21 protein-coding genes are annotated in these 19,074 nt (G+C 65.3%); 17 read left to right on the forward strand and 4 right to left on the reverse strand.

Annotated features, from left to right (window positions below; translation table 11 throughout):
- Nucleotides 1–179 precede the first annotated feature (179 nt).
- The 6 genes from AB7M16_RS23295 to AB7M16_RS23320 all read left to right on the forward strand — a co-directional run bounded on the left by AB7M16_RS23295 (nt 180) and on the right by AB7M16_RS23320 (nt 6,221).
- A complete protein-coding gene (locus AB7M16_RS23295; RefSeq protein WP_453945342.1) occupies nt 180–1,994 on the forward strand; it encodes a long-chain-acyl-CoA synthetase in 1,815 nt (604 codons plus the stop codon).
- Between the two features lie 144 nt (nt 1,995–2,138).
- Complete coding sequence (locus tag AB7M16_RS23300; protein WP_015688794.1) at nt 2,139–2,384, forward strand: acyl carrier protein; 246 nt, start codon at nt 2,139–2,141, stop codon at nt 2,382–2,384.
- Entirely contained in the window at nt 2,371–3,753 is a 1,383-nt protein-coding gene (locus AB7M16_RS23305; protein ID WP_453945343.1) for a class I adenylate-forming enzyme family protein, read from the forward strand. Before AB7M16_RS23300 ends, AB7M16_RS23305 begins: the two co-directional genes overlap by 14 nt.
- The gene (locus tag AB7M16_RS23310) at nt 3,746–4,468 is read left to right on the forward strand and encodes an SDR family NAD(P)-dependent oxidoreductase (RefSeq protein ID WP_212254060.1); all 723 of its coding nucleotides are present in this window, start codon (nt 3,746–3,748) and stop codon (nt 4,466–4,468) included. The genes AB7M16_RS23305 and AB7M16_RS23310 overlap by 8 nt, the downstream gene beginning before the upstream one ends.
- 126 nt (nt 4,469–4,594) lie before the next feature.
- Nucleotides 4,595–4,804 (forward strand): hypothetical protein, encoded by a 210-nt coding sequence (locus AB7M16_RS23315; RefSeq protein WP_172785028.1) that lies wholly within the window; start codon nt 4,595–4,597, stop codon nt 4,802–4,804.
- Nucleotides 4,805–5,069: 265 nt separating this feature from the next.
- Nucleotides 5,070–6,221, forward strand: a complete 1,152-nt coding sequence (locus tag AB7M16_RS23320; RefSeq protein WP_453945344.1) for a DUF3095 domain-containing protein — start codon at nt 5,070–5,072, stop codon at nt 6,219–6,221.
- Here the strand turns inward: AB7M16_RS23320 and AB7M16_RS23325 are convergent.
- The 3 genes from AB7M16_RS23325 to AB7M16_RS23335 form a co-directional block, all read right to left on the reverse strand.
- Complete coding sequence (locus AB7M16_RS23325; RefSeq protein ID WP_453945345.1) at nt 6,218–6,652, reverse strand: DUF2147 domain-containing protein; 435 nt, start codon at nt 6,650–6,652, stop codon at nt 6,218–6,220. The two genes, AB7M16_RS23320 and AB7M16_RS23325, sit on opposite strands and share 4 nt — an antisense overlap.
- A gap of 108 nt (nt 6,653–6,760) precedes the next feature.
- A complete protein-coding gene (locus tag AB7M16_RS23330; protein WP_453945346.1) occupies nt 6,761–8,146 on the reverse strand; it encodes an MATE family efflux transporter in 1,386 nt (461 codons plus the stop codon).
- Nucleotides 8,147–8,228: 82 nt separating this feature from the next.
- Nucleotides 8,229–8,756, reverse strand: a complete 528-nt coding sequence (locus AB7M16_RS23335; RefSeq protein ID WP_453945347.1) for a GNAT family N-acetyltransferase — start codon at nt 8,754–8,756, stop codon at nt 8,229–8,231.
- 245 nt (nt 8,757–9,001) lie between these two features.
- On the opposite strand from AB7M16_RS23335, the gene AB7M16_RS23340 reads away from it, so the two are divergent.
- From AB7M16_RS23340 to AB7M16_RS23380, 9 genes are all read left to right on the forward strand, one after another.
- Entirely contained in the window at nt 9,002–9,598 is a 597-nt protein-coding gene (locus tag AB7M16_RS23340) for a superoxide dismutase (RefSeq protein ID WP_172785023.1), read from the forward strand.
- 257 nt (nt 9,599–9,855) lie between these two features.
- Nucleotides 9,856–10,467: a permease gene (locus tag AB7M16_RS23345; protein WP_212254066.1), complete on the forward strand. Its 612-nt coding sequence runs from the start codon at nt 9,856–9,858 to the stop codon at nt 10,465–10,467.
- Nucleotides 10,464–10,964: a hypothetical protein gene (locus AB7M16_RS23350; protein WP_172785021.1), complete on the forward strand. Its 501-nt coding sequence runs from the start codon at nt 10,464–10,466 to the stop codon at nt 10,962–10,964. Before AB7M16_RS23345 ends, AB7M16_RS23350 begins: the two co-directional genes overlap by 4 nt.
- A gap of 56 nt (nt 10,965–11,020) precedes the next feature.
- Nucleotides 11,021–11,263 (forward strand): hypothetical protein, encoded by a 243-nt coding sequence (locus tag AB7M16_RS23355; RefSeq protein WP_172785020.1) that lies wholly within the window; start codon nt 11,021–11,023, stop codon nt 11,261–11,263.
- 2 nt (nt 11,264–11,265) lie between these two features.
- Nucleotides 11,266–12,021, forward strand: a complete 756-nt coding sequence (locus AB7M16_RS23360) for a metal ABC transporter ATP-binding protein (RefSeq protein ID WP_172785019.1) — start codon at nt 11,266–11,268, stop codon at nt 12,019–12,021.
- 6 nt (nt 12,022–12,027) lie between these two features.
- Nucleotides 12,028–12,897: a metal ABC transporter permease gene (locus tag AB7M16_RS23365; protein WP_453945348.1), complete on the forward strand. Its 870-nt coding sequence runs from the start codon at nt 12,028–12,030 to the stop codon at nt 12,895–12,897.
- A 2-nt stretch (nt 12,898–12,899) separates the two neighbouring features.
- The gene (locus AB7M16_RS23370; RefSeq protein WP_453945349.1) at nt 12,900–13,763 is read left to right on the forward strand and encodes a metal ABC transporter substrate-binding protein; all 864 of its coding nucleotides are present in this window, start codon (nt 12,900–12,902) and stop codon (nt 13,761–13,763) included.
- Between the two features lie 56 nt (nt 13,764–13,819).
- Nucleotides 13,820–14,869, forward strand: coding sequence for a CobW family GTP-binding protein (locus tag AB7M16_RS23375; RefSeq protein ID WP_260381973.1), 1,050 nt, complete (start codon nt 13,820–13,822; stop codon nt 14,867–14,869).
- On the forward strand, nt 14,869–15,888 hold the full coding sequence (locus tag AB7M16_RS23380) for a WD40 repeat domain-containing protein (RefSeq protein WP_453945350.1): 1,020 nt from the start codon (nt 14,869–14,871) through the stop codon (nt 15,886–15,888). Before AB7M16_RS23375 ends, AB7M16_RS23380 begins: the two co-directional genes overlap by 1 nt.
- Nucleotides 15,889–16,103: 215 nt before the next feature.
- Here the strand turns inward: AB7M16_RS23380 and AB7M16_RS23385 are convergent, their stop codons facing one another.
- Nucleotides 16,104–17,357, reverse strand: a complete 1,254-nt coding sequence (locus AB7M16_RS23385; RefSeq protein ID WP_172789764.1) for an IS110 family RNA-guided transposase — start codon at nt 17,355–17,357, stop codon at nt 16,104–16,106.
- A 335-nt stretch (nt 17,358–17,692) separates the two neighbouring features.
- On the opposite strand from AB7M16_RS23385, the gene AB7M16_RS23390 reads away from it, so the two are divergent.
- Both AB7M16_RS23390 and AB7M16_RS23395 read left to right on the forward strand, forming a co-directional pair.
- A complete protein-coding gene (locus AB7M16_RS23390) occupies nt 17,693–18,409 on the forward strand; it encodes an MgtC/SapB family protein (RefSeq protein ID WP_453945351.1) in 717 nt (238 codons plus the stop codon).
- Nucleotides 18,410–18,488: 79 nt separating this feature from the next.
- Nucleotides 18,489–19,049, forward strand: coding sequence for a hypothetical protein (locus AB7M16_RS23395; protein WP_453945352.1), 561 nt, complete (start codon nt 18,489–18,491; stop codon nt 19,047–19,049).
- Nucleotides 19,050–19,074 lie beyond the last annotated feature (25 nt).

Genomic DNA, 19,074 nt, shown 5'->3' on the forward strand with positions numbered 1-19,074 from the left:
CTGCATTCTTTGCTCTTTCGACCTAGTCACACGCGTCGGCGCGCTGCCGGCGGGCGCGACCTTGGCTGCGCGCTGCCGACGACGGTTAATCGCGCCCTAACCGGGTTTTACCTTGTCTCTTAACGCCTGGGTCAGGGCGTGCGGGCTAAGCTGCCGGAAACCGCAGACCGCCCGAAAGAGTGAACAATATGACCACCGGCGTCATCGAGCAGCCGAAAGCCGCGCGCGCACCGTCGGCTTCCAAGATCTGGTTGAGGGCGATCGAGCTCACCGCGCGGATCGAAACGCTGCCGGGCCGACTGTTCGCTGATGTCATCGACGATTGGGCGCAGCGCCAACCGAACCGCGTTGCGCTGGTGGCGGACGAGGCAAGCCTCGATTACGAAGGCCTGTCGAGGAGGATCAACCGCTACGCCCGCTGGGCGCGCTCGGTCGGCCTTGCCAAGGGCGACACCGTCGCGCTGATCATGCCGAACGGCATCGACTATGTCGCGGCCTGGCTCGGCATCAGCCGTGTCGGCGGGGTGGTCGCGCTGATCAACACCAAGCTCGTCGGGCCATCGCTCGCGCACTGCCTCGACGTGGCAAAGCCGTCGCATCTCATCGTTGCGCATGCTCTGACGGGGATGCTGGACAGCGCGGCGCCTCATCTGAAGGCGCAGGCCAAGGTCTGGACGCATGGCGATGGCCGCGGCGAGCGCGCGATCGATGACGCGCTTGCCGTTCTTGATGACGGCCCGCTCGCTTCGGAGGAGCATGGCGACGTCACCATCGACGACCGTGCGTTGCTGATCTACACCTCGGGCACCACCGGCCTGCCGAAAGCAGCCAGCATCAGCCACCGCCGTATCCTCAATTGGGGCTTCTGGTTCGCCGGCCTCGCCGGCGCGACGCCGCAGGATCGGCTGTACGATTGTCTGCCGCTGTTCCATTCGGTCGGCGGCATCGTCGCGCCGTGCAGCATGCTGGCCGCCGGCGGCTCGGTGGTGATTGCGGAAAAATTCTCGGCCTCGCATTTCTGGTCCGATATCGTCCAGCACGACTGCACGCTGTTTCAATATATCGGCGAGCTCTGCCGCTATCTGCTCAAGGCCGCGCCCTCGGAATACGAGAACCGGCACCGCCTGCGGCTCGCCTGCGGCAACGGCCTGCGCGGCGACATCTGGGAGGATTTTCAGGCGCGCTTCGCCATTCCGCGCGTCCTTGAATTCTACGCCGCGACCGAAGGCAATTTCTCGCTGTTCAACGTCGAGGGCCAGCCGGGCGCGATCGGCCGTATCCCGCCGCTGCTCGCGCACCGCTTTCCTGCCAGTCTCGTCAAGCTCGACCCCGATAGCGGCGCGCCGCTGCGCAATGACGAGGGCTTCTGCATCGCCTGCAGCCGGGGCGAGGCCGGCGAAGCCATCGGCCGCATCGGCACCGCGGACGAGGGCGGGGGACGGTTCGAGGGCTACACCGACGAGGGTGAGACCGAGAAGAAAATCCTGCGCGACGTCTTCGCCAAGGGCGATGCCTGGTTCCGCACCGGCGATCTGATGCGGATGGACGACAAGGGATTCTTCCATTTCGTCGATCGTATCGGCGACACGTTCCGCTGGAAGGGCGAGAATGTCGCGACCTCCGAGGTGAACGACGCGGTGCGCGATTTCAGCGGCGTGGTCGATGCCACCACCTATGGCGTCAGCGTTCCCGGCGCCGACGGCCGGGCCGGCATAAGCGCGATCGTCGTGAACGAGGGCTTTGACATCAGCGCGCTGCCCGCCCATCTGGCGCAGCGCCTGCCGGTTTACGCCCGCCCGCTCTTCATCCGCATCTCGCGCGAGCTCGATGCCACCGAGACCTTCAAGCAGAAGAAGGGCGAGCTGGCTCGCGAGGGGTTTGACCCGGCCGCGGTCTCCGATCCGTTGTTCATGCTCGATCCGACATCCGGCGCCTACGTTTCGCTGGACGAGAAGGCGTATGCGGCAATCGCGGGCGGCACGATCAGGCTGTAGAGCAACCGAAATCGAGAGATAGGTCCAATTTTATCTGAATTGTCCAAGAAGCCATTTACTTCTGTCGGGTAAACAGACCGCCATGGGGAGGCGGTCATCAAGAGCCGCCGCAACAACGAGATCGATAACAAAAGCGAGCCAGCCATGTCGGTAAGATCAAAGGTCATTGAAGCGATCCAGCAGATCGCCAAGGAGCAGCACGTCACGCTTCCCGCCCTCTCGGACGATCTGTCCCTGCATGAGACGGGTTTTGACTCGCTCGCCTTCGCCATCCTGGTCGCGCGCCTCGAGGACGAGACCGGCGTCGACCCCTTCACCATTTCCGAGGACGCTGCGTTCCCCGCCACGGTGGGCGATTTCGTGCGGGCCTACGAAAATGTCCCCGCGTGAGATCTTTGCGCTTCGCGACCATCTCGGCGCTGAGCTGAAAGGCCGCACCATCTCCGATGCGCACGATGTCGTGTCGCTGACCGACATCCTGTCGCACACGGTTCTGGGCGGCCGGCTGCACGAATTGTCAGCCCGCGCCGTGCTGCTCAAGCTGTCGGACCAGCTCCGGTCCGGCCTTGCCATGATCGAGCTCGACGGCATCGCCCGCCGCATGCTGCTGTGTCCGCCGGACCTCAATCCGGCGCATCTCGATGCATTGATTGCGGACGCCGGGATCGATGCTGTCGTCACCGATGAGCCCGATCGCTGGGCTGCGTCCAACGTGCCGCTGATCGTCACCGCGCAATTGCCGCTTCAAGCCGCCGGGCCGGCCAGGACCGAGCGCGCCACCGAATGGCTGATGCTGACTTCGGGCACCTCGGGCGTGCCAAAGATCGCCGGCCATACGCTGGAAGCGCTGACCGGCGCGATCGTCGCCGAAGGCCCGGCACGCGGACCTGCACCGGTCTGGGCGACGTTCTACGACATCCGCCGCTATGGCGGCCTGCAAATCTTTCTCCGCGCCATCCTCTCCGGCGGCTCGTTGGTGCTATCCGATCCCCATGAGGCGCTCGCCGATCACGTCGCGCGGCTGAAGGCGCGCAATGTCTCGCATATCTCCGGCACGCCCTCGCACTGGCGCAAGCTCCTGATGAGCGGCTCGGCCGCGCAATTCGCCCCGGCTTACGTCCGCCTCTCCGGCGAGATCGCCGACCAGGCCGTGCTCGACGGCCTGAAGGCGGGATTTCCCAACGCGTCCGTCGGCCATGCCTATGCCTCGACCGAGGCCGGCGTTGGTTTCGCCGTCAATGACGGGCTGGAAGGCTTTCCGGCCGACTATCTCGGCAACCGCAACGGCGTCGAGATGAAGGTCGTCGACGGCTCGCTGCGCATCCGCTCGGCGCGCACCGCCCATGCCTATATCGGCCGCAATGCCGCCGCGCTCACCGACGACGACGGGTTCGTCGACAGCGGTGACATCGTCGAGCTGCGCGGCGACCGCTATTATTTCGTCGGCCGCCGCGGCGGCATCATCAATATCGGCGGGCTGAAGGTCCACCCCGAGGAGATCGAGGCGGTGATCAACCGCCATCCCGACGTGCGGATGTCCCGCGCGAAGTCGCGCAAGAGCCCGATCACCGGCGGCATCGTCGTCGCGGACGTGATCCTCGCTGAGGGCACCGATCCTGCGCGCGCGAAAGAGATCCGCGACCAGATCCTCGCGCTGTGCCGCGCCCAGCTCGCGTCCCACAAGGTGCCGGCGGTGCTCCGCTTCGTCGAGGCGCTCGACGTCACCCCGGCCGGAAAACTGGCGCGCACCGATGCATAACGTTCTGGTCACCGGCGGCAGCCGCGGCATCGGGCTTGCGATCGGCAAGCGCCTGGTCGCCGCCGGCTTCAACGTGATCGCGGCGGCGCGGCGCGAGAGCGACGAGCTCAAGGCGGCCATCGCTGCCGCGGACGGACGCCTGCATTTCCGCGCCTGCGATCTTGCCGTGATCGATGCGATCCCGGCTTTCGCGAAGCTCGTGCGCGACGAATTCGGCCCGATCTACGGCCTCGTCAACAATGCCGGTCTCGGCACCGAAGGCCTGCTCGCCACCATGCACAATTCCGAGATCGAGGCGCTGGTGCAGCTCAACGTGCTGTCGCCGATCATCCTCACCAAATATGTGGCCCGGCAGATGATGGCTGACGGCGCCGGGCGCATCATCAACATCTCCTCGATCATCGCGACGACAGGCTATAACGGCCTGTCCGTCTACGGCGCGACCAAGGCCGCCGCGACCGGCTTCACCCGCTCGCTCGCACGCGAGGTCGGCAAGCTCGGCATCACCGTGAACGCGATCGCGCCCGGCTTCATCGACACCGAGCTGACGCACACTCTCTCCGACGAAGGCCGCAAGCGCATCGCCGGCCGCAGCGCGCTGCGCCGGTTGCCGGAGACGGACGACGTCGCGCGCATGGTGGAATACCTTCTGGGCGACGGCGGCCGCAACGTCACCGGTACCGTGTTCACCATCGATGCCGGGAACACGGCGTAAGCGGAACCCGGCTGCCACAATTACGTTGATCGGGCGCAATGACAGCCAGCCGGATTTGGTCGTAAGATGCCCCGCAATCGATTGGGTTACGTCAATCGATCTGCCCTAGTCGAAGAGGAGCAGTCGATGGCCACTTCAAACATGACCGCTTCAAATCGGGCCCTGACGGAGCCAGTCCGTGTAAAGCCGGATGAGGTTCGCTGTCCGCCGATGTCGCATCAGAATTCCGGCGCTCACGGTCACGAGATGTATCCGCAGCAATTCGTGCGTCTCGTCGGCTGCCACGACGTCCCTGCATCCCGGCTGCGCAAGCGCGAGGACGAGCAGCTGCACTAGCCGCTCACGGCCGCTGCTTCGGCAAGTCGATTCGTTCGTGTGAAAATTCCGGCGGCCCTCAACCTCTTGGAGCCGACCGTCGATAGCCGCTCTCCCCGGGCGGTCGTTTGATGCCGATCAATGATCCCGTCGCGCCATTGCAACGCGGCCGCATCTTGTTGTCCGGGCCGGTTTCGGCCAATGATCGAAAGCGGGTGCCGGCCAGCGAACCCGGATCGATCCTGCCACGTATTTTGTTTCGCGTTCCAACCATCCGGTAATCCCGATGAGCTCAGGCGAGTCCTTCTATTGCGGCATTCCCGTCTTCCGAGGCTTCACCAGCCTGATGGATCCCGCACTCTATGCGCCGCTGCCGGACGACTGGAGCATCGGTGTGGCCGATATCGTCGATTCGACCAAGGCGATCGCGGCGCAGCGCTACAAGGCCGTGAACATGGCGGGCGCCGCCGTGATCGCGGCGGTAACCAATGCGCTGCAGGGGCGGGAATTCCCCTTCGTGTTCGGCGGCGACGGCGCCAGCTTCGCGGTGGCGCCTGACGATGTCGAACTTGCCCGCGAGGCGCTGGCGGCGACCGCGACCTGGGTGCGGGAAGACCTCGATCTGACCATGCGCGTCGCATTGGTGCCGGCCAGCGTCATTCGCGCACAGGGCCTCGACGTGCGCGTCGCCCGGTTCGGGCCGTCGCCCAATCTGTCCTATGCGATGTTCTCGGGCGGCGGGCTCGCCTGGGCCGACGCCGCGATGAAGCGCGGCGAGTTTGCCGTCGAGGAGGCGCCCGCCGGCACGCAGCCGGACCTCTCGGGCCTGTCGTGTCGTTTCGAGGTGATGCCGGCTGCGCGCGGCCTGATCCTGTCGGTGCTGGTGATGCCGGCGCGCGGCGTCGATCCGCCGGCCTTCCGCAAGGTGATCGAGGACATCATCCATCTCGTCGAGCGCAGCCCGGAGGGCGGGCGCCCGGTGCCGCCGCAGGGGCCGCCGCTGAAATGGCCGCCGCAGGGCGTGGAATTCGAGGCCCGCACCAGGCGCGGGGGGCCACTGCTCGCGCGCAGAGCCAGCGTGCTGGCCTATACGCTGTTCGCCTATCTCATCATGCGCTTCGACATCAAGATCGGCGGCTTCGTGCCCAGCCTCTACAAGCGCCAGGTCGTCGAGAACTCGGACTTCCGCAAATATGACGACGGCCTGCGCATGATACTGGACTGCACGCCGCAGCTCGAGCGCGCGTTGAACGATCGTCTCAAAGCCGCCGCGCGCGAAGGCATCGTGCGCTACGGCCTGCATCGGCAGGACGCCGCGATGATGACCTGCTTCACGCCGTCGGCACTGCGCAGCGATCACGTCCATTTCATCGACGGCGCGCGCGGCGGCTATGCCTCGGCGGCGACGGCGTTGAAGGCGATGATGGCAGCGGGTTAGCGGCCCGTGCGCGTCCAGGTCTCGCCGCCGCAGAGCGCGCCGACGCAGCCTTCGACCCGCAGCGCGTCCGCGCCAGTCAGGCTGATGTTGCTCGCATAGGTGCCGCCGTCGTCGGCATTGTAGATCTGGCCCGACCATTTGTTCGGTCCCGCCGGCTCCATGCCGCTGAACAAGGGCAGGCCGATCATCGGACGCCTGGCGAGCGCGGGATTGGGATTCTTGCTGTCGGTGGCGGGCTGGCCGGTCGCGGTGTCCATGGGCTCGCGCAGCCAGACGATGTGGCCGCAGATGCCGCCGCCGCATTTGCTGATCTTGACCCGCGCATCGCCCGCCTGGGTGAGCCAGGTCCCTTCGGCGTTCTGCGCATAAGCGGAAGGCGCACCGATCAGCGCAGCCAGAATGACGGTGAGAGCGGCTAATCTGAATGTCATGGAGAGGAGCCCTGGAATGGAGGCGCCTCCATAGCAGCAAATCGAGCGCGCGCAACGCCTGATGGAATCACATTCCTGCGTTCAGTTGCCCGAACATTTTGCCTGCGATCATTTGCCCCAGCGCGCGAAAGCGACCGAGGCGGCGGTCGAGAGCCCGAACACGACCATGGCGCCGCCGACCAGCGCGAACAGGGTCCAGGCCGGAGCCTGCGCGGTCATCAGTCCGATGCCGCCGATCGCGACGATCAGAAGCCGTGCCGTGGAAGCGAGCACGGGCCCGCCGACGCGTGCGGCGCCTTGCGAGGAGAAGTAGAGCGACACGCCCATGCCGAAGAACACGAAGGCTGGACCGGCCCAGTGGAAATAGCTGTGCGCGGCGGCGGTGACGCCGGGATCGCGCGTGAACAGCCCCACCCACAGCGACGGCGCGAGCGCAACGGCGAGGCCGATCAGGCCCACCGTGAGTCCTGAGGCCGCAGCCGCGGTCCAGGCCACACGCCGCGCGCGCTTCACATATCCGGCGCCGATCGCCATGCCGACCATCGGCACCGAGGCGATGCCGAAGGCGAAGGTGATCGGGATCAGCAGAAATTCCAGCCGCGAACCGATGCCGTAGCCGGCCAGCATCTCGGTGCCGAAGGTCGCGAGGATCTTTGTGAAGATCAGGATGGTGAGCACGGTCTGCAGCGGCGACAGGCAGGCCACCGCGCCGACTTTGAGAATGTCCAGGAACATCGCGCGCTCGAAATGGAAGGCGCGGAGATCGAGCGGCAGCCGGCTGCGGCCGGACAGGAGATACCAGAGGAAGAACAGCGCGGCGCAGCTGAACGCGATCAGCTGGCCGCTGGCCACCCCCGGCATGCCGAGTTGCGGCACGCCGAACAGCCCGAGGCCCAGCGTGCCGCCGAGCACGATCTGCAGCACGCTCGTCCCGATCAACGTCATCGAAGGCAGGCGCATGTCGCCGGTGCCGCGGATCACCGAGGCCAGCGTGTTGACGAGCCAGATCGCGACCGCGCCGGAGAACAGCACCTGTGAATAGCCGCTGGCCTCCTCGAGCACGCGCTCGCGTCCGCCGAGCAGCGCGAAGAAGGAGCGACCGAAGGCGAGCATCATCACCGTGAAGAACAGCCCGCCGCAAAGGCCGATGATGGCGGCATGCAGCGCCAGCGTCGCGGCGCGGTCGCGATCCCCTGCGCCGAGCGCGCGGCTGATCGCAGAGGAGACGCCGCCGCCCATCGCGCCGGCGCTCATCATCTGTGTCAGCATCGCGAACGGAAACACCAGCGCGATCGCGGCGAGCGGGATGGTGCCGAGCCGGCCGATATAGGAGGTCTCGGCCACCGCAACCAGCGTGCTGCCGACCATCGCGATCATGTTGGGGATCGCGAGCCGCAGCAATGTCGGCAGGATCGGCGCGGTCAGGAGGCTTGCGATGGGGGAGGCGACCGGCGCAACCGGCGGGACGGCATCTGCGGGGGCGTCGATCGTCATGTTCACCGGGCGGAATATTAAATGATGATCGACATATTATAAGAGAATGAGGCGGCCGGCGCAGCCCTGGCTCATGCAGGGCTCACCACGGCAGGCCGCATAGGTCGATCGTGCCCAGCGTCGGTGCGCGCACGATGTGGAAGACATAGGGCGCCATGTAGGTGAACCGGATCCGCCCTTCCGGCTGCTCGCAATAGACCTCGCCGTTGAAGGGCAGCCAGCTCCGGGCCTGGTAGAAGGCCGCGTTGTGCGGCTCGCAGACCAGCAGGGCGAAACGGACCGCCTCGTTGGCGCGGATCGTATGCACCGCTGCCTCGATAGCCGTGGTTGCATAGCCACGGCCGCGCTGGTCCTCGCGCGTGGAGACGCCGCCGATGCCGCCGACATGAACCTTCTGTCCGTTCCAGGTGATGGTGCGGAAGTAGATGCCGACGTGGCAGACGAGACCGTCCTCGGGCGTCTCGAGCAGCACGCGGAGATCGGCATTGGCCCATTTGACGTGAGCCCAGGGCTTGCCTGCGACCAACTGCGGTGCCCAGACCGCCTGAAGCAGCGGCTTCGCGATCGGCCACGAGGCGTCGCCGTTCAATATGTCGATTTCGATGCTCATGGCGTGGTCATCCACAGCTCCGTTTCGTGGCGCGCTTGTTCTGTCTTAAGCGCTTCAAAGGCAATGATATTTTACCACGGCCCGCAGGCCTGATCGACGGTGGCCGATTGCGATCAATTTGTGCATTCGGGCACGGCGCGCCCCGTCACGCCTTTTCGCAAATTCTGAGGTATTTAATGGCGGCGGAACCTTCTATAAGGGGTGACCGTTAGAACTCGTTCCCCACCAGTTGCGGACAAGAAGCCATGACCTTTACGCTGCCCCCACTTCCTTACGCCTATGACGCCCTCGGCCAGTACATGTCGAAGGAGACGCTGGAATATCACCACGACAAGCATCATCAGGCCTACGTCACCAACGGCAACAACGCGCTCAAGGGGACCGAATGGGAAGGCAAGTCCCTTGAAGAGATCGTCAAGGGCTCGTTCGGCAAGAACCCTGCGGTGTTCAACAACGCCGGCCAGCACTACAACCACATCCATTTCTGGAGCTGGATGAAGCCCAATGGCGGCGGCACCAAGCTGCCGGGCAAGATCGAGAAGAAGATCAACGAGGACCTCGGCGGTTTCGAGAAGTTCAAGACGGACTTCCAGGCGGCCGGCGTCGGCCAGTTCGGCTCCGGCTGGTGCTGGCTCCAGGTCAAGAACGGCAAGCTCGAGATCTCCAAGACCCCGAACGGCGAGAATCCGCTGGTGCACGGCGCCACCCCGATCCTCGGCTGCGACGTCTGGGAGCACTCCTACTACATCGACTATCGCAACCGCCGCCCTGATTATCTCAAGGCGTTCGTCGAGAACCTCGTGAACTGGGAATACGTGGAGTCCCTGTTCGAGAAGGCGTGACGATGTCATTCCGGGGCGCGCGAAAGCGCGAGCCCGGAATCCATTGTCCGTTCGGGTGACGCCCGATGGATTCCGGGCTCGGCGCTGACGCGTCGCCCCGGAATGACAGAAACAAAGGCGGTCGCAGGCGCGACCGCCTTTTTTGCTGTGCGGAATTGCCCTGCGCCGAGCGCGCACGGGTCTGTCATCGTACCGTTTGCATCGGGGGAACACGGCCCTTAATCAGGGCGGGCATCATCCTCGAGCGACCCAGCCCGTTGTCAGAACCTTCCCCGAACAATCCGGCGCCTGGCGGCGACGCGGAATCCGAGCCGCGGCCGGGCCGGGTCCGCAAGCCGATCGGCTGGTCGACCATCATCATCGCAGCTCTGGTGGCGGTGAGTGCGGCATTGGTCTGGCGGCGCGACGGCACCGACGGCGTTCTGGACATACTCACCCACGATCTCTCGCTGTTCTCGGGCATCCTGCCGCGCGTGCTCGCCGGCTGCCTGCTCGGCGCCTTTATCTCGGAAATCCTGCCGCACGAGAAAGTCTCGCGATCGCTCGGGCCGAAATCCGGGCTGATGGGCCTGCTGATCGGCACCGCCTTTGGGGCGATCCTGCCCGGCGGCCCCTTCACCGCCTATCCGGTGGCGAGCGCGCTGCTCGCGGTCGGCGCCGATTTCGGCGCAACCATCGCCATGGTCGTAAGCTGGACCCTGATCGGCTATGGGCGGGCGGTCGCCTGGGAAATCCCGATCATGGGGACCGATTTCACGCTGTGGCGGATTTTGATCTCGCTGCCGCTGCCCGTGCTCGCCGGCGCCCTCGGCCGCTTCGTCTACGTCAGGCTCTATCCGAAGCCACTCGCGAAGGACGACGAGAGTTGAGCGCAGCGCTCCTGATCGACGTTCTGCTGTGGGGTTCGGTGCTCGGCGTCGGGCTGATCGCCTTTCGCCGCGGCGCGCCGGTGTTCAAGGCATCCTTGCGCGAAGGCACGATGGACTTCGTCAACATCGTGCCGCGGATTGCGCTCGGCGTGATCGGCTCCGGCTACATCGCCGCCATCATCCCGCAGGAGGTGATCACCGGCTGGCTCGGCCCGGATAGCGGCTGGCTCGGGGTTGCCACCGCCGTGGTCGCCGGTGCGGCCACGCCCGGGGGGCCCGTGGTCGGCTTCTCCATCGGAACGGTCGCGCTGAAGTCGGGCGGTGGGATGCCGCAGGTGGTCGCCTATGTCGTCGCCTGGGCGCTGTTTGCCTTCCAGCGGGTGATCTTGTGGGAGATCCCGTTCATGCCCGCCCGTTTCGTCTGGTTCCGCTGCGCCGTCTCGGTGCCGTTCCCGTTCGTGGCGGCGGCGATCGCCATGGTGATCGGCAAGCCCTGAGCCGGGATGTCGGTCCAGCCGTGGACAGGCGTAATGTTATAATATAACGTCTGCAAATGGCTCCCGCCGCGTCCCACGCCCACCAGCACGACCATGCTCATGGCCACTCCCATGGTCACGGCGACGAGCATTCTCACGGGCACGATCACACCCACGCCCATGTCCACGATGCGGCTTCGCCGCACCCCGCCCAGGCCGCGCCCTGGTCGATCCTGCGCATGACCATGGCGGGCCGTCTCGCGGCCGCGCTCGCCGTCTGTGCCGTGCTGTGGGGCATCGTCTTGCTGGCGATGAGGTGAGGATGGCAGCGCTGCATTTCCACAATGTCACGCTCGGCTACGACCGGCACCCCGCCGTGCATCATCTCAGCGGCGAGGTCGCGCCGGGTGCGCTGGTTGCGGTGATCGGTCCGAACGGCGCCGGCAAGTCGACGCTGCTGCGCGGCATCGTCGGCATCCTGAGGCCGCTCGACGGCAGCATCCATCTCGGCGGGCTCGACAGCAGGGACATCGCCTATCTGCCGCAGAGTGCGGAGATCGACCGCAGCTTCCCGATCTCGGTGTTCGATTTCGTCGGCACCGGGCTGTGGCGTGGCACGGGCCTGTTCGGCGGCATCGGCAAGGCCGCGCGCGACAAGATACTCCGCGCAATCGGAGCCGTTGGCCTCAGCGGGTTCGAGAACCGCCCGATCGGCACGCTTTCCGGCGGCCAGATGCAGCGCGTGCTGTTCGCGCGGGTGCTGCTCCAGGATGCCAGCCTGATCGTGTTGGATGAGCCCTTCAACGCCATCGACAGCAAGACCACCACCGATCTGCTCGCGCTGGTGAAGCGCTGGCACGGCGAGGGCCGCACCGTGCTCGCCGCGCTGCACGACATGGAGATGGTGCGCAACCATTTCGCCGAAACACTGGTGCTGGCGCGCGGCCCGGTCGCGTGGGGACCGACGGCGGAGGTGCTGACGCCGGAAAACCTGCTGGTCGCGATGCGGATGTGCGAGGCCTTCGACGACAGCGCGGCGGCCTGCGCGGCCGATGATATCAGCTCGCGGGCGGCCTGAACTCCGATGCTCTATGACGCGCTGATCGGTCCGTTCACCGAATTCGAGTTCATGCGGCGGGCGCTGGCCGCCGTGATCGCGCTGGCGCTGGCGGGCGCGCCGATCGGCGTGTTCCTGATGCTGCGCCGGATGAGCCTCGTCGGCGACGCCATGGCGCATGCGATCCTGCCGGGCGCGGCGGTCGGTTTCCTGCTCTCCGGCCTCAATCTGTTCGCGATGACGGCCGGCGGCCTGATTGCCGGCTTTGCCGTCGCGATCCTCGCCGGTGTGGTCGCACGCTCGACCGGGCTGAAGGAGGACGCCTCGCTCGCGACCTTCTATCTCGCTTCGCTCGCGCTCGGCGTCACCATCGTCTCGATCAAGGGCACCAATATCGACTTGCTGCACGTGCTGTTCGGCAACATCCTCGCGATGGACGACCAGACCCTGCTGGTGGTCGCCTTCAACGCCACGGTGACGCTGCTGGTGCTCGCAGTGATCTACCGCCCGCTGGTGATCGAGAGCGTCGATCCCCTGTTCCTGCGCACCGTGAGCCGAGCCGGCGGCCCGGCCCATCTCGCCTTCCTCGCGCTGGTCGTCATCAATCTCGTCAACGGCTTTCAGGCGCTGGGCACGCTGCTGGCGGTGGGGCTGATGATCCTGCCCGCGGGCATCGCGCGGTTCTGGTCGCGCGATCTCACCGCAATGATCTGCATCGCCGTCATTGCTGCTGCGGTGTCGGGCTATGCCGGCCTCGTGCTCTCGTTCCAGACCCGCGTGCCCTCGGGCCCCGCGATCATCCTGGTGGCGACGGTGCTCTACATCGTCTCCGTCCTGTTCGGCCGCGTCGGCGGCATCGTCCGGCAGCTATTTCCCGGCCGGCATCTGGAAGCATGACGATGCGGTTCATCCTGCTGTGTGCACTGTTGCTGATCGCCTCGCCGCTTGAGGCCGCGGAGCGGCTCAACGTCGTTGCGAGCTTCTCGATCCTCGGCGATTTCGTTCGCAATGTCGGTGGTGACCGCATCAACCTGACGACGCTGGTCGGGCCTGACAGCGACGTTCACGTCTATACGCCGGCCCCTAGCGATGCGAAGCGGGTCGCGGCGGCGAAGCTCGTCATCGTCAACGGGCTCGGGCTGGAGGGCTGGCTGCCGCGCCTCGTGCAATCCGCAGGGAGCAAGGCGCAGGTGATCACCGCGAGCGCCGGCATCGCGCCGCTGAAATTAGGTTCGGCCGCTGATCCCCACGCCTGGCAGTCCATTCCCAACGCAAAGATCTACGTCACGGACATTGCCAATGCGCTGGCCGTAGCCGCTCCTGACGACGCGGAGTTCTTCCAAGGCCGGGCCAAGGCCTATTTGGAAAAGCTCGAAACACTCGACCGCGAGGTCCGCGAGGCCGTTGGCAAGATCCCAACCGAGCGGCGCAAGGTGATCTCCACCCACGACGCCTTCGGCTATTTTTCCGCCGAGTACGGTATCCAGTTCATCGCGCCCCTGGGCGTCTCCACGGAAACCGAGCCGAGCGCGCGCGATATCGCCGCCATCATCGGTCAGATCAAGGCCCAGAAAATCCCGGCCGTGTTCCTTGAAAATATCACCGACGATCGCCTGATCCGGCGGATCGCGGCCGAGACCGGGGCCAGGGTCGGCGGGACCCTGATTTCGGATGGTTTGACCGGCGAAAAGGGCCCTGCACCCACTTACATTGACATGGTCAGGCACAATATAAAGGCCCTGACCAGCGCGCTTGACCATTAGGGCAGGGGCCACCCCGCCTCGCGTCGCGCGAAAAAGCCTTGAAGTCCGGAGTTGTTATGTCTGAAGCGACCTCCCAGAAGATTCCCGTGACCGTGCTGACCGGCTATCTCGGAGCCGGCAAGACCACGCTGCTGAACCGCATCCTGTCCGAAAACCACGGCAAGAAATACGCCGTCATCGTCAACGAGTTCGGCGAGATCGGCATCGACAACGATCTCATCATCGGCGCCGACGAGGAAGTGTTCGAGATGAACAACGGCTGCATCTGCTGCACCGTGCGCGGCGACCTCGTCCGCATCATGGACGGCCTGATGAAGCGCAAGGGCAAGTTCGACGCCATCATCGTCGAGACCACCGGTCTTGCCGATCCGGCGCCGGTCGCGCAGACCTTCTTCGTCGACGAGGACGTGCAGAAGAACGCGCGGCTCGATGCGGTCGTGACGGTCGCCGACGCCAAATGGCTGTCCGACCGGCTCAAGGATGCGCCCGAGGCCAAGAACCAGATCGCCTTTGCCGACGTCATCGTTCTGAACAAGACCGACCTCGTCAACAAGGGCGAGCTCGCCGAGGTCGAGGCGCGCATCCGCGGCATCAATCCCTATGCGAAGCTGCACCGCACCGAGCGCTGCTCGGTGGCGCTGGCCGACGTGCTCGATCGCGGTGCGTTCGATCTCGACCGCATCCTCGACATCGAGCCGGATTTCCTCGAGGCCGACGATCATGATCACGACCATGATCATCACCACCATCACGACCACGACCATCATCACCATCATCACGGTCACGGCCTCAAGCACTATCACGACGAGGACATGCAGTCGCTCTCGCTGAAGACCGACAAGCCGCTCGATCCAAACGTGTTCATGCCCTGGCTGCAGAACCTGGTGCAGGTCGAGGGCGGCAAGATCTTGCGCTCCAAGGGCATCCTCTCCTTCCACGACGACGACGACCGCTACGTTTTCCAGGGCGTCCATATGATGCTGGAGGGCAACCACCAGCGGAAGTGGAAGGATGGCGAGCCGCGCGAGAGCCGCCTCGTCTTCATCGGCCGCGAATTGCCCGAAGAGGCAATCCGCAAGGGCTTTGAGAGCTGCATCGTCTCGTGATGAAAGAGTTTACGCCGGCTCCCGATTCCGCTTCGATCGTTTCCGTCACCGACCGCGTCAAGCCTGTTGCGCTCGGCATGGCCGTGACCTCGGTGCATTTCCTGAGGGATCGCGCCGTCTTCGTCGGCGGCGAGGAGAACGTCGCATTCGTCGATGCCAATTGCGAGATCACCACGGTCGCCGTGCATGGCGGCGGCATTCTCTCGACCGCCTCCGACGGCAAGCGCATCGTGATGGGCGGCGACGACGGCAAGGTGGTCTCGCTCGACGCCAAGGGCGAGGTGACGCTGCTCGCCACCGATCCCAAGCGGCGCTGGATCGACGCGGTGGCGCTGCAGGCCGACGGCGCCTTCGCCTGGTCCGCCGGCAAGACCGCGACCGTCAAGAGCGGCAAGGCCGAGGAGAAGTCGCTCGACGTGCCCTCGACCGTCGGCGGCCTTGCCTTCGCGCCGAAGGGGCTGCGGCTCGCAATCGCGCATTACAACGGCGTGACGCTGTGGTTTCCGAACATGGCGGGATCGGCCGAATTCCTGCCCTGGGCCGGCTCGCATCACGCGGTCACCTTCAGCCCCGACAACAAGTTTCTTGTGACAGCGATGCACGAGCCGGCGCTGCACGGCTGGCGGCTTGCCGACAACAGGCACATGCGTATGACCGGCTATCCCGGCCGCGTCCGCTCGATGTCCTGGAGCGCCGGCGGCAAGGGGCTGGCGACCTCGGGCGCCGACACCGTGATCATCTGGCCGTTCGGCAGCAAGGACGGGCCGATGGGCAAGGAGCCCGCGATGCTCGCGCCGCTGCAGGCGCGCGTCTCCGTGGTCGCCTGTCATCCCAAGAACGACATCCTCGCCGCCGGCTATAGCGACGGCACCGTGCTGATGGTCCGCATGGAGGACGGCGCGGAGATCCTGGTCCGTCGCAACGGCACGCCTCCCGTCGCCGCGCTCGCCTGGAACGCCAAAGGCACGCTGCTGGCCTTTGCCGACGAAAATGGGGATGGCGGTCTGCTCGAGCTTTAAACTGTCATCCTTCAGGCCGTAGGACCTCCTACCCTTGGTCAAGGGGAACGTCCTTATAGGGCAATATGGTAGCGCCGTGCTCGATGCAGTCCAGGACGCTGCGCGCCGGCTTTGCCGGTGCCTTCGGCATCCTGGACAGCATCTGCGGGCGGCGCTCTGGCGCTCGGCAGGTCGGGACGAAGGAATGGTCGCCCGGCCGAACAAAGGAATGGGGCTCACCCGTTCGCGGAGTTCTTTGTGCCGTTATGGTCCGCATCGTATGGGGTCTGTCGCTTGAGCGTCGTGCACAGGGCAAAAAGCAAGCGATCTCCCACGCTGCGCAGAGCCCGCGCGTGACCGTGTCCTTTTCTGCGCAAGGCATCATACCGTCGCCTGCTGGCAGCGTCGTGTTGGATGGCGACACGCGACCAGTGATGGACGGCGCTCTGTAGCCGCCTGTTGCAGGCGAGGCGGCGGATCACGAAGCGTTGTTTGCCGCTTTGCCGCGTCACCGGCGCAGCCCCTGCCAAGGCGCGCAGAGCATGGTAATCTCGTCTGCGCAGGGGCTCTGCGGCCTCGGCGAGCAGTGTGGCGAGATTGATCCTGCCGATTCCTGGCCAGGAGCGTAGGATCGTCACGTCGCACTGCTCCGAGCTCTGCCCCGACGGCTTCTCCTCTCCTTCGAACTCGGCACATAGCCGGTCCAGGTTCTGATGAGCCTCTTTGATCTGCCGATTGACCAGGTGCAGACGTGCCGCCAGGCTGCGGATGTGAGCGCAGGCTGCCTCCGTCGTGCCGGGGGCTACGAACAGCGGTGCCTCGCGCAAAGTCCCGAGCACCGTCGCCGCATTGAGACGGCGGATACGATAGTCCCTGAGAACACCTGCGATGGCCTTCTCGCTGGCCTTGACCGCACTGGCGGGGGTCGGCACCTTCTGCCAAAGCGCCAGGAACCATTCGTCGGCGACATCGTCGGTCAACTTGGTGGCCTGGGGATAATATCGCCACAACTGCTGACGCAAGCGGTTGGCAAGCCGCGTGCGTTCCTGCTGCAGTTCGTCCGCCAGGCGCGACCACTCCCGTAGCTCAATCATCGCCGCATCGTCTGCCACAAGCCGACGGAAAGCAGCACGGTCAGTGCGCAGCGAGGCGCCGAGCACATGAGCATCGCGGCGGTCGTCCTTGGCACCGGCCACCGTGAAGCGATCGCGGAAGCGATCCAGTTGCTTGGGATTGATGGCAAACACCGCAAACCCGTGCTCGAGCAGCATCTCCACCACCGGGCCGTGCGGCATCTCGATCGCCACGGCGATCTGTCCCGGTGCGGCCTTGGTCTTCTCCAGCAGCCAGTCACGCAACTCCGTCAGCCCGGCGCCGCCATGGTCGAACTCGTGCTGCGCAACCTGTCTTCCCGCGGCATCCAGCAGGCAAACGCTATGGCTCCGCGTTGCCCAGTCGATCCCGACGAACCAGCGTACATCTTCGATCATTGTTGAGACCTCCTTGCTCGCAAGGCGGGCCACCACGATCCTGATCAGTCCCTGTACCGGCGCTCTTGGCGCGACCTCCTACCGGATCTCGATCGCGGTCGCTCCGCCGGGGCGCGGTTCCTACGTCGGTGCTCGAGGCACAGGTGGACAAGGCTGCTCCCGGCGGATCGGCCCGGACGGCCAGTCTACATCCGAAGGCCGCCACGAACCCCACAAGGGTACAGGGTGGGCAAAGGCGCTCTTGCGCCGTGCCCACCATCCTCTCCGCAAAGCAAAAGTGGTGGGCACGTCGCGCGAAGAGCGCGCCTTTGCCCACGCTACGGCAGCTCACATTCATGCGGTTTCTAACGACTTTCCAGCTTGCTGATTTCGCCGACACGCTGATCAGCCTGATCACGGCCTTCGTGCTGGGCACCTTGATCGGCGCCGAGCGGCAGTACCGCCAGCGCACCGCGGGGCTCCGCACCAACGTGCTGGTTGCGGTGGGAGCGGCCGCCTTCGTCGATCTCGCCATGCATCTGACCGGCGCCGACGGCGCGGTGCGGGTGATCTCCTACGTCGTCTCCGGCATCGGCTTCCTCGGCGCCGGTGTCATCATGAAGCAGGGCATGGACGTGCGCGGCCTCAATACGGCAGCGACGCTATGGGCCTCGGCCGCGGTCGGCTCCTGCGCCGGCGCCGACATGGTCGCGCAGGCGGCCGCGCTGACCGTGTTCGTCATCGCCGGCAACACCATGCTGCGCCCGCTGGTCAACGCCATCAACCGCATCCCGCTGAATGAGAAGGCGCTGGAGGCGACCTACTATTTCAAGCTCGCGGTGGCGGCCGACGCATTGCCCGACATGCGCGACCGCCTCGTCGACAAGCTCGAGGCGGCGAAATATGCGGTGGCCGATATCGAAGTCGCCGAGATCAGCGAGGACATTCTGGAGATCGCCGCCAGGCTGGTTGCGAGCGCGGTCGACCCGAACGAGCTGAACGCGGTCGCGACCGATCTGCAGCATCTCCCAGGCGTGCGGCATGCGACCTGGCAAGTCAGCACGACGGAGTGACGCTCGACGGGTAGGCCTTCGTTCGTGGAAATGTTCAGACCCAAGTGGCAGCAGCTGTTAGTTGTGGTAACTGTCGCCCATGATCATGCGGATAGTACTCGGGCTGTCGGTTCTCATGGCCATTCCGGCTCGGGCGGATATGGTCGGCTATCGCGGAGTTGTCGACCTCTCGGTTGAGGCAGGTACGCTTCGCGCGGAGCATCATCACGATTGGGGCGGCGCAAGCCAGAATGCACGATGGAAGATGATCTCTTCGACAAGAGATCCTTTCACAGCGGACAATGACTATTCCTATTTGCGCCTGCGCGACACCTCGATGGGGACCGAACTGTTTCGCCGCCCCGTGCCGGCGCTGACATACATCTGGATTTCGCCCGATCTGAAATATGTAGTCGGGCTTTCCCATGTGATGCTTTGGAATCCGTATCAGCTCGTTGTCTTTTCAAGATCGGGCGATCGCTTGCTCGCGCGCGACATGGTGGGTGCGCCGGGAGCGAGACGGAGCGTGACAAACTGGGTCTATTGGTACAAGGAACCCGCACCGAAGCTAACCATCGTCGAAAAGGAGGCGACTGCCACCCTTTCGGTTGAGAACGAGTCCGGCGTTCCTCGTGAATTTCAGTTCCCCTCAGCCCGCTGACCGGCCGGAACCGGCGGGCCCCAAT

This window comes from Bradyrhizobium sp. USDA 372 (assembly GCF_053629095.1).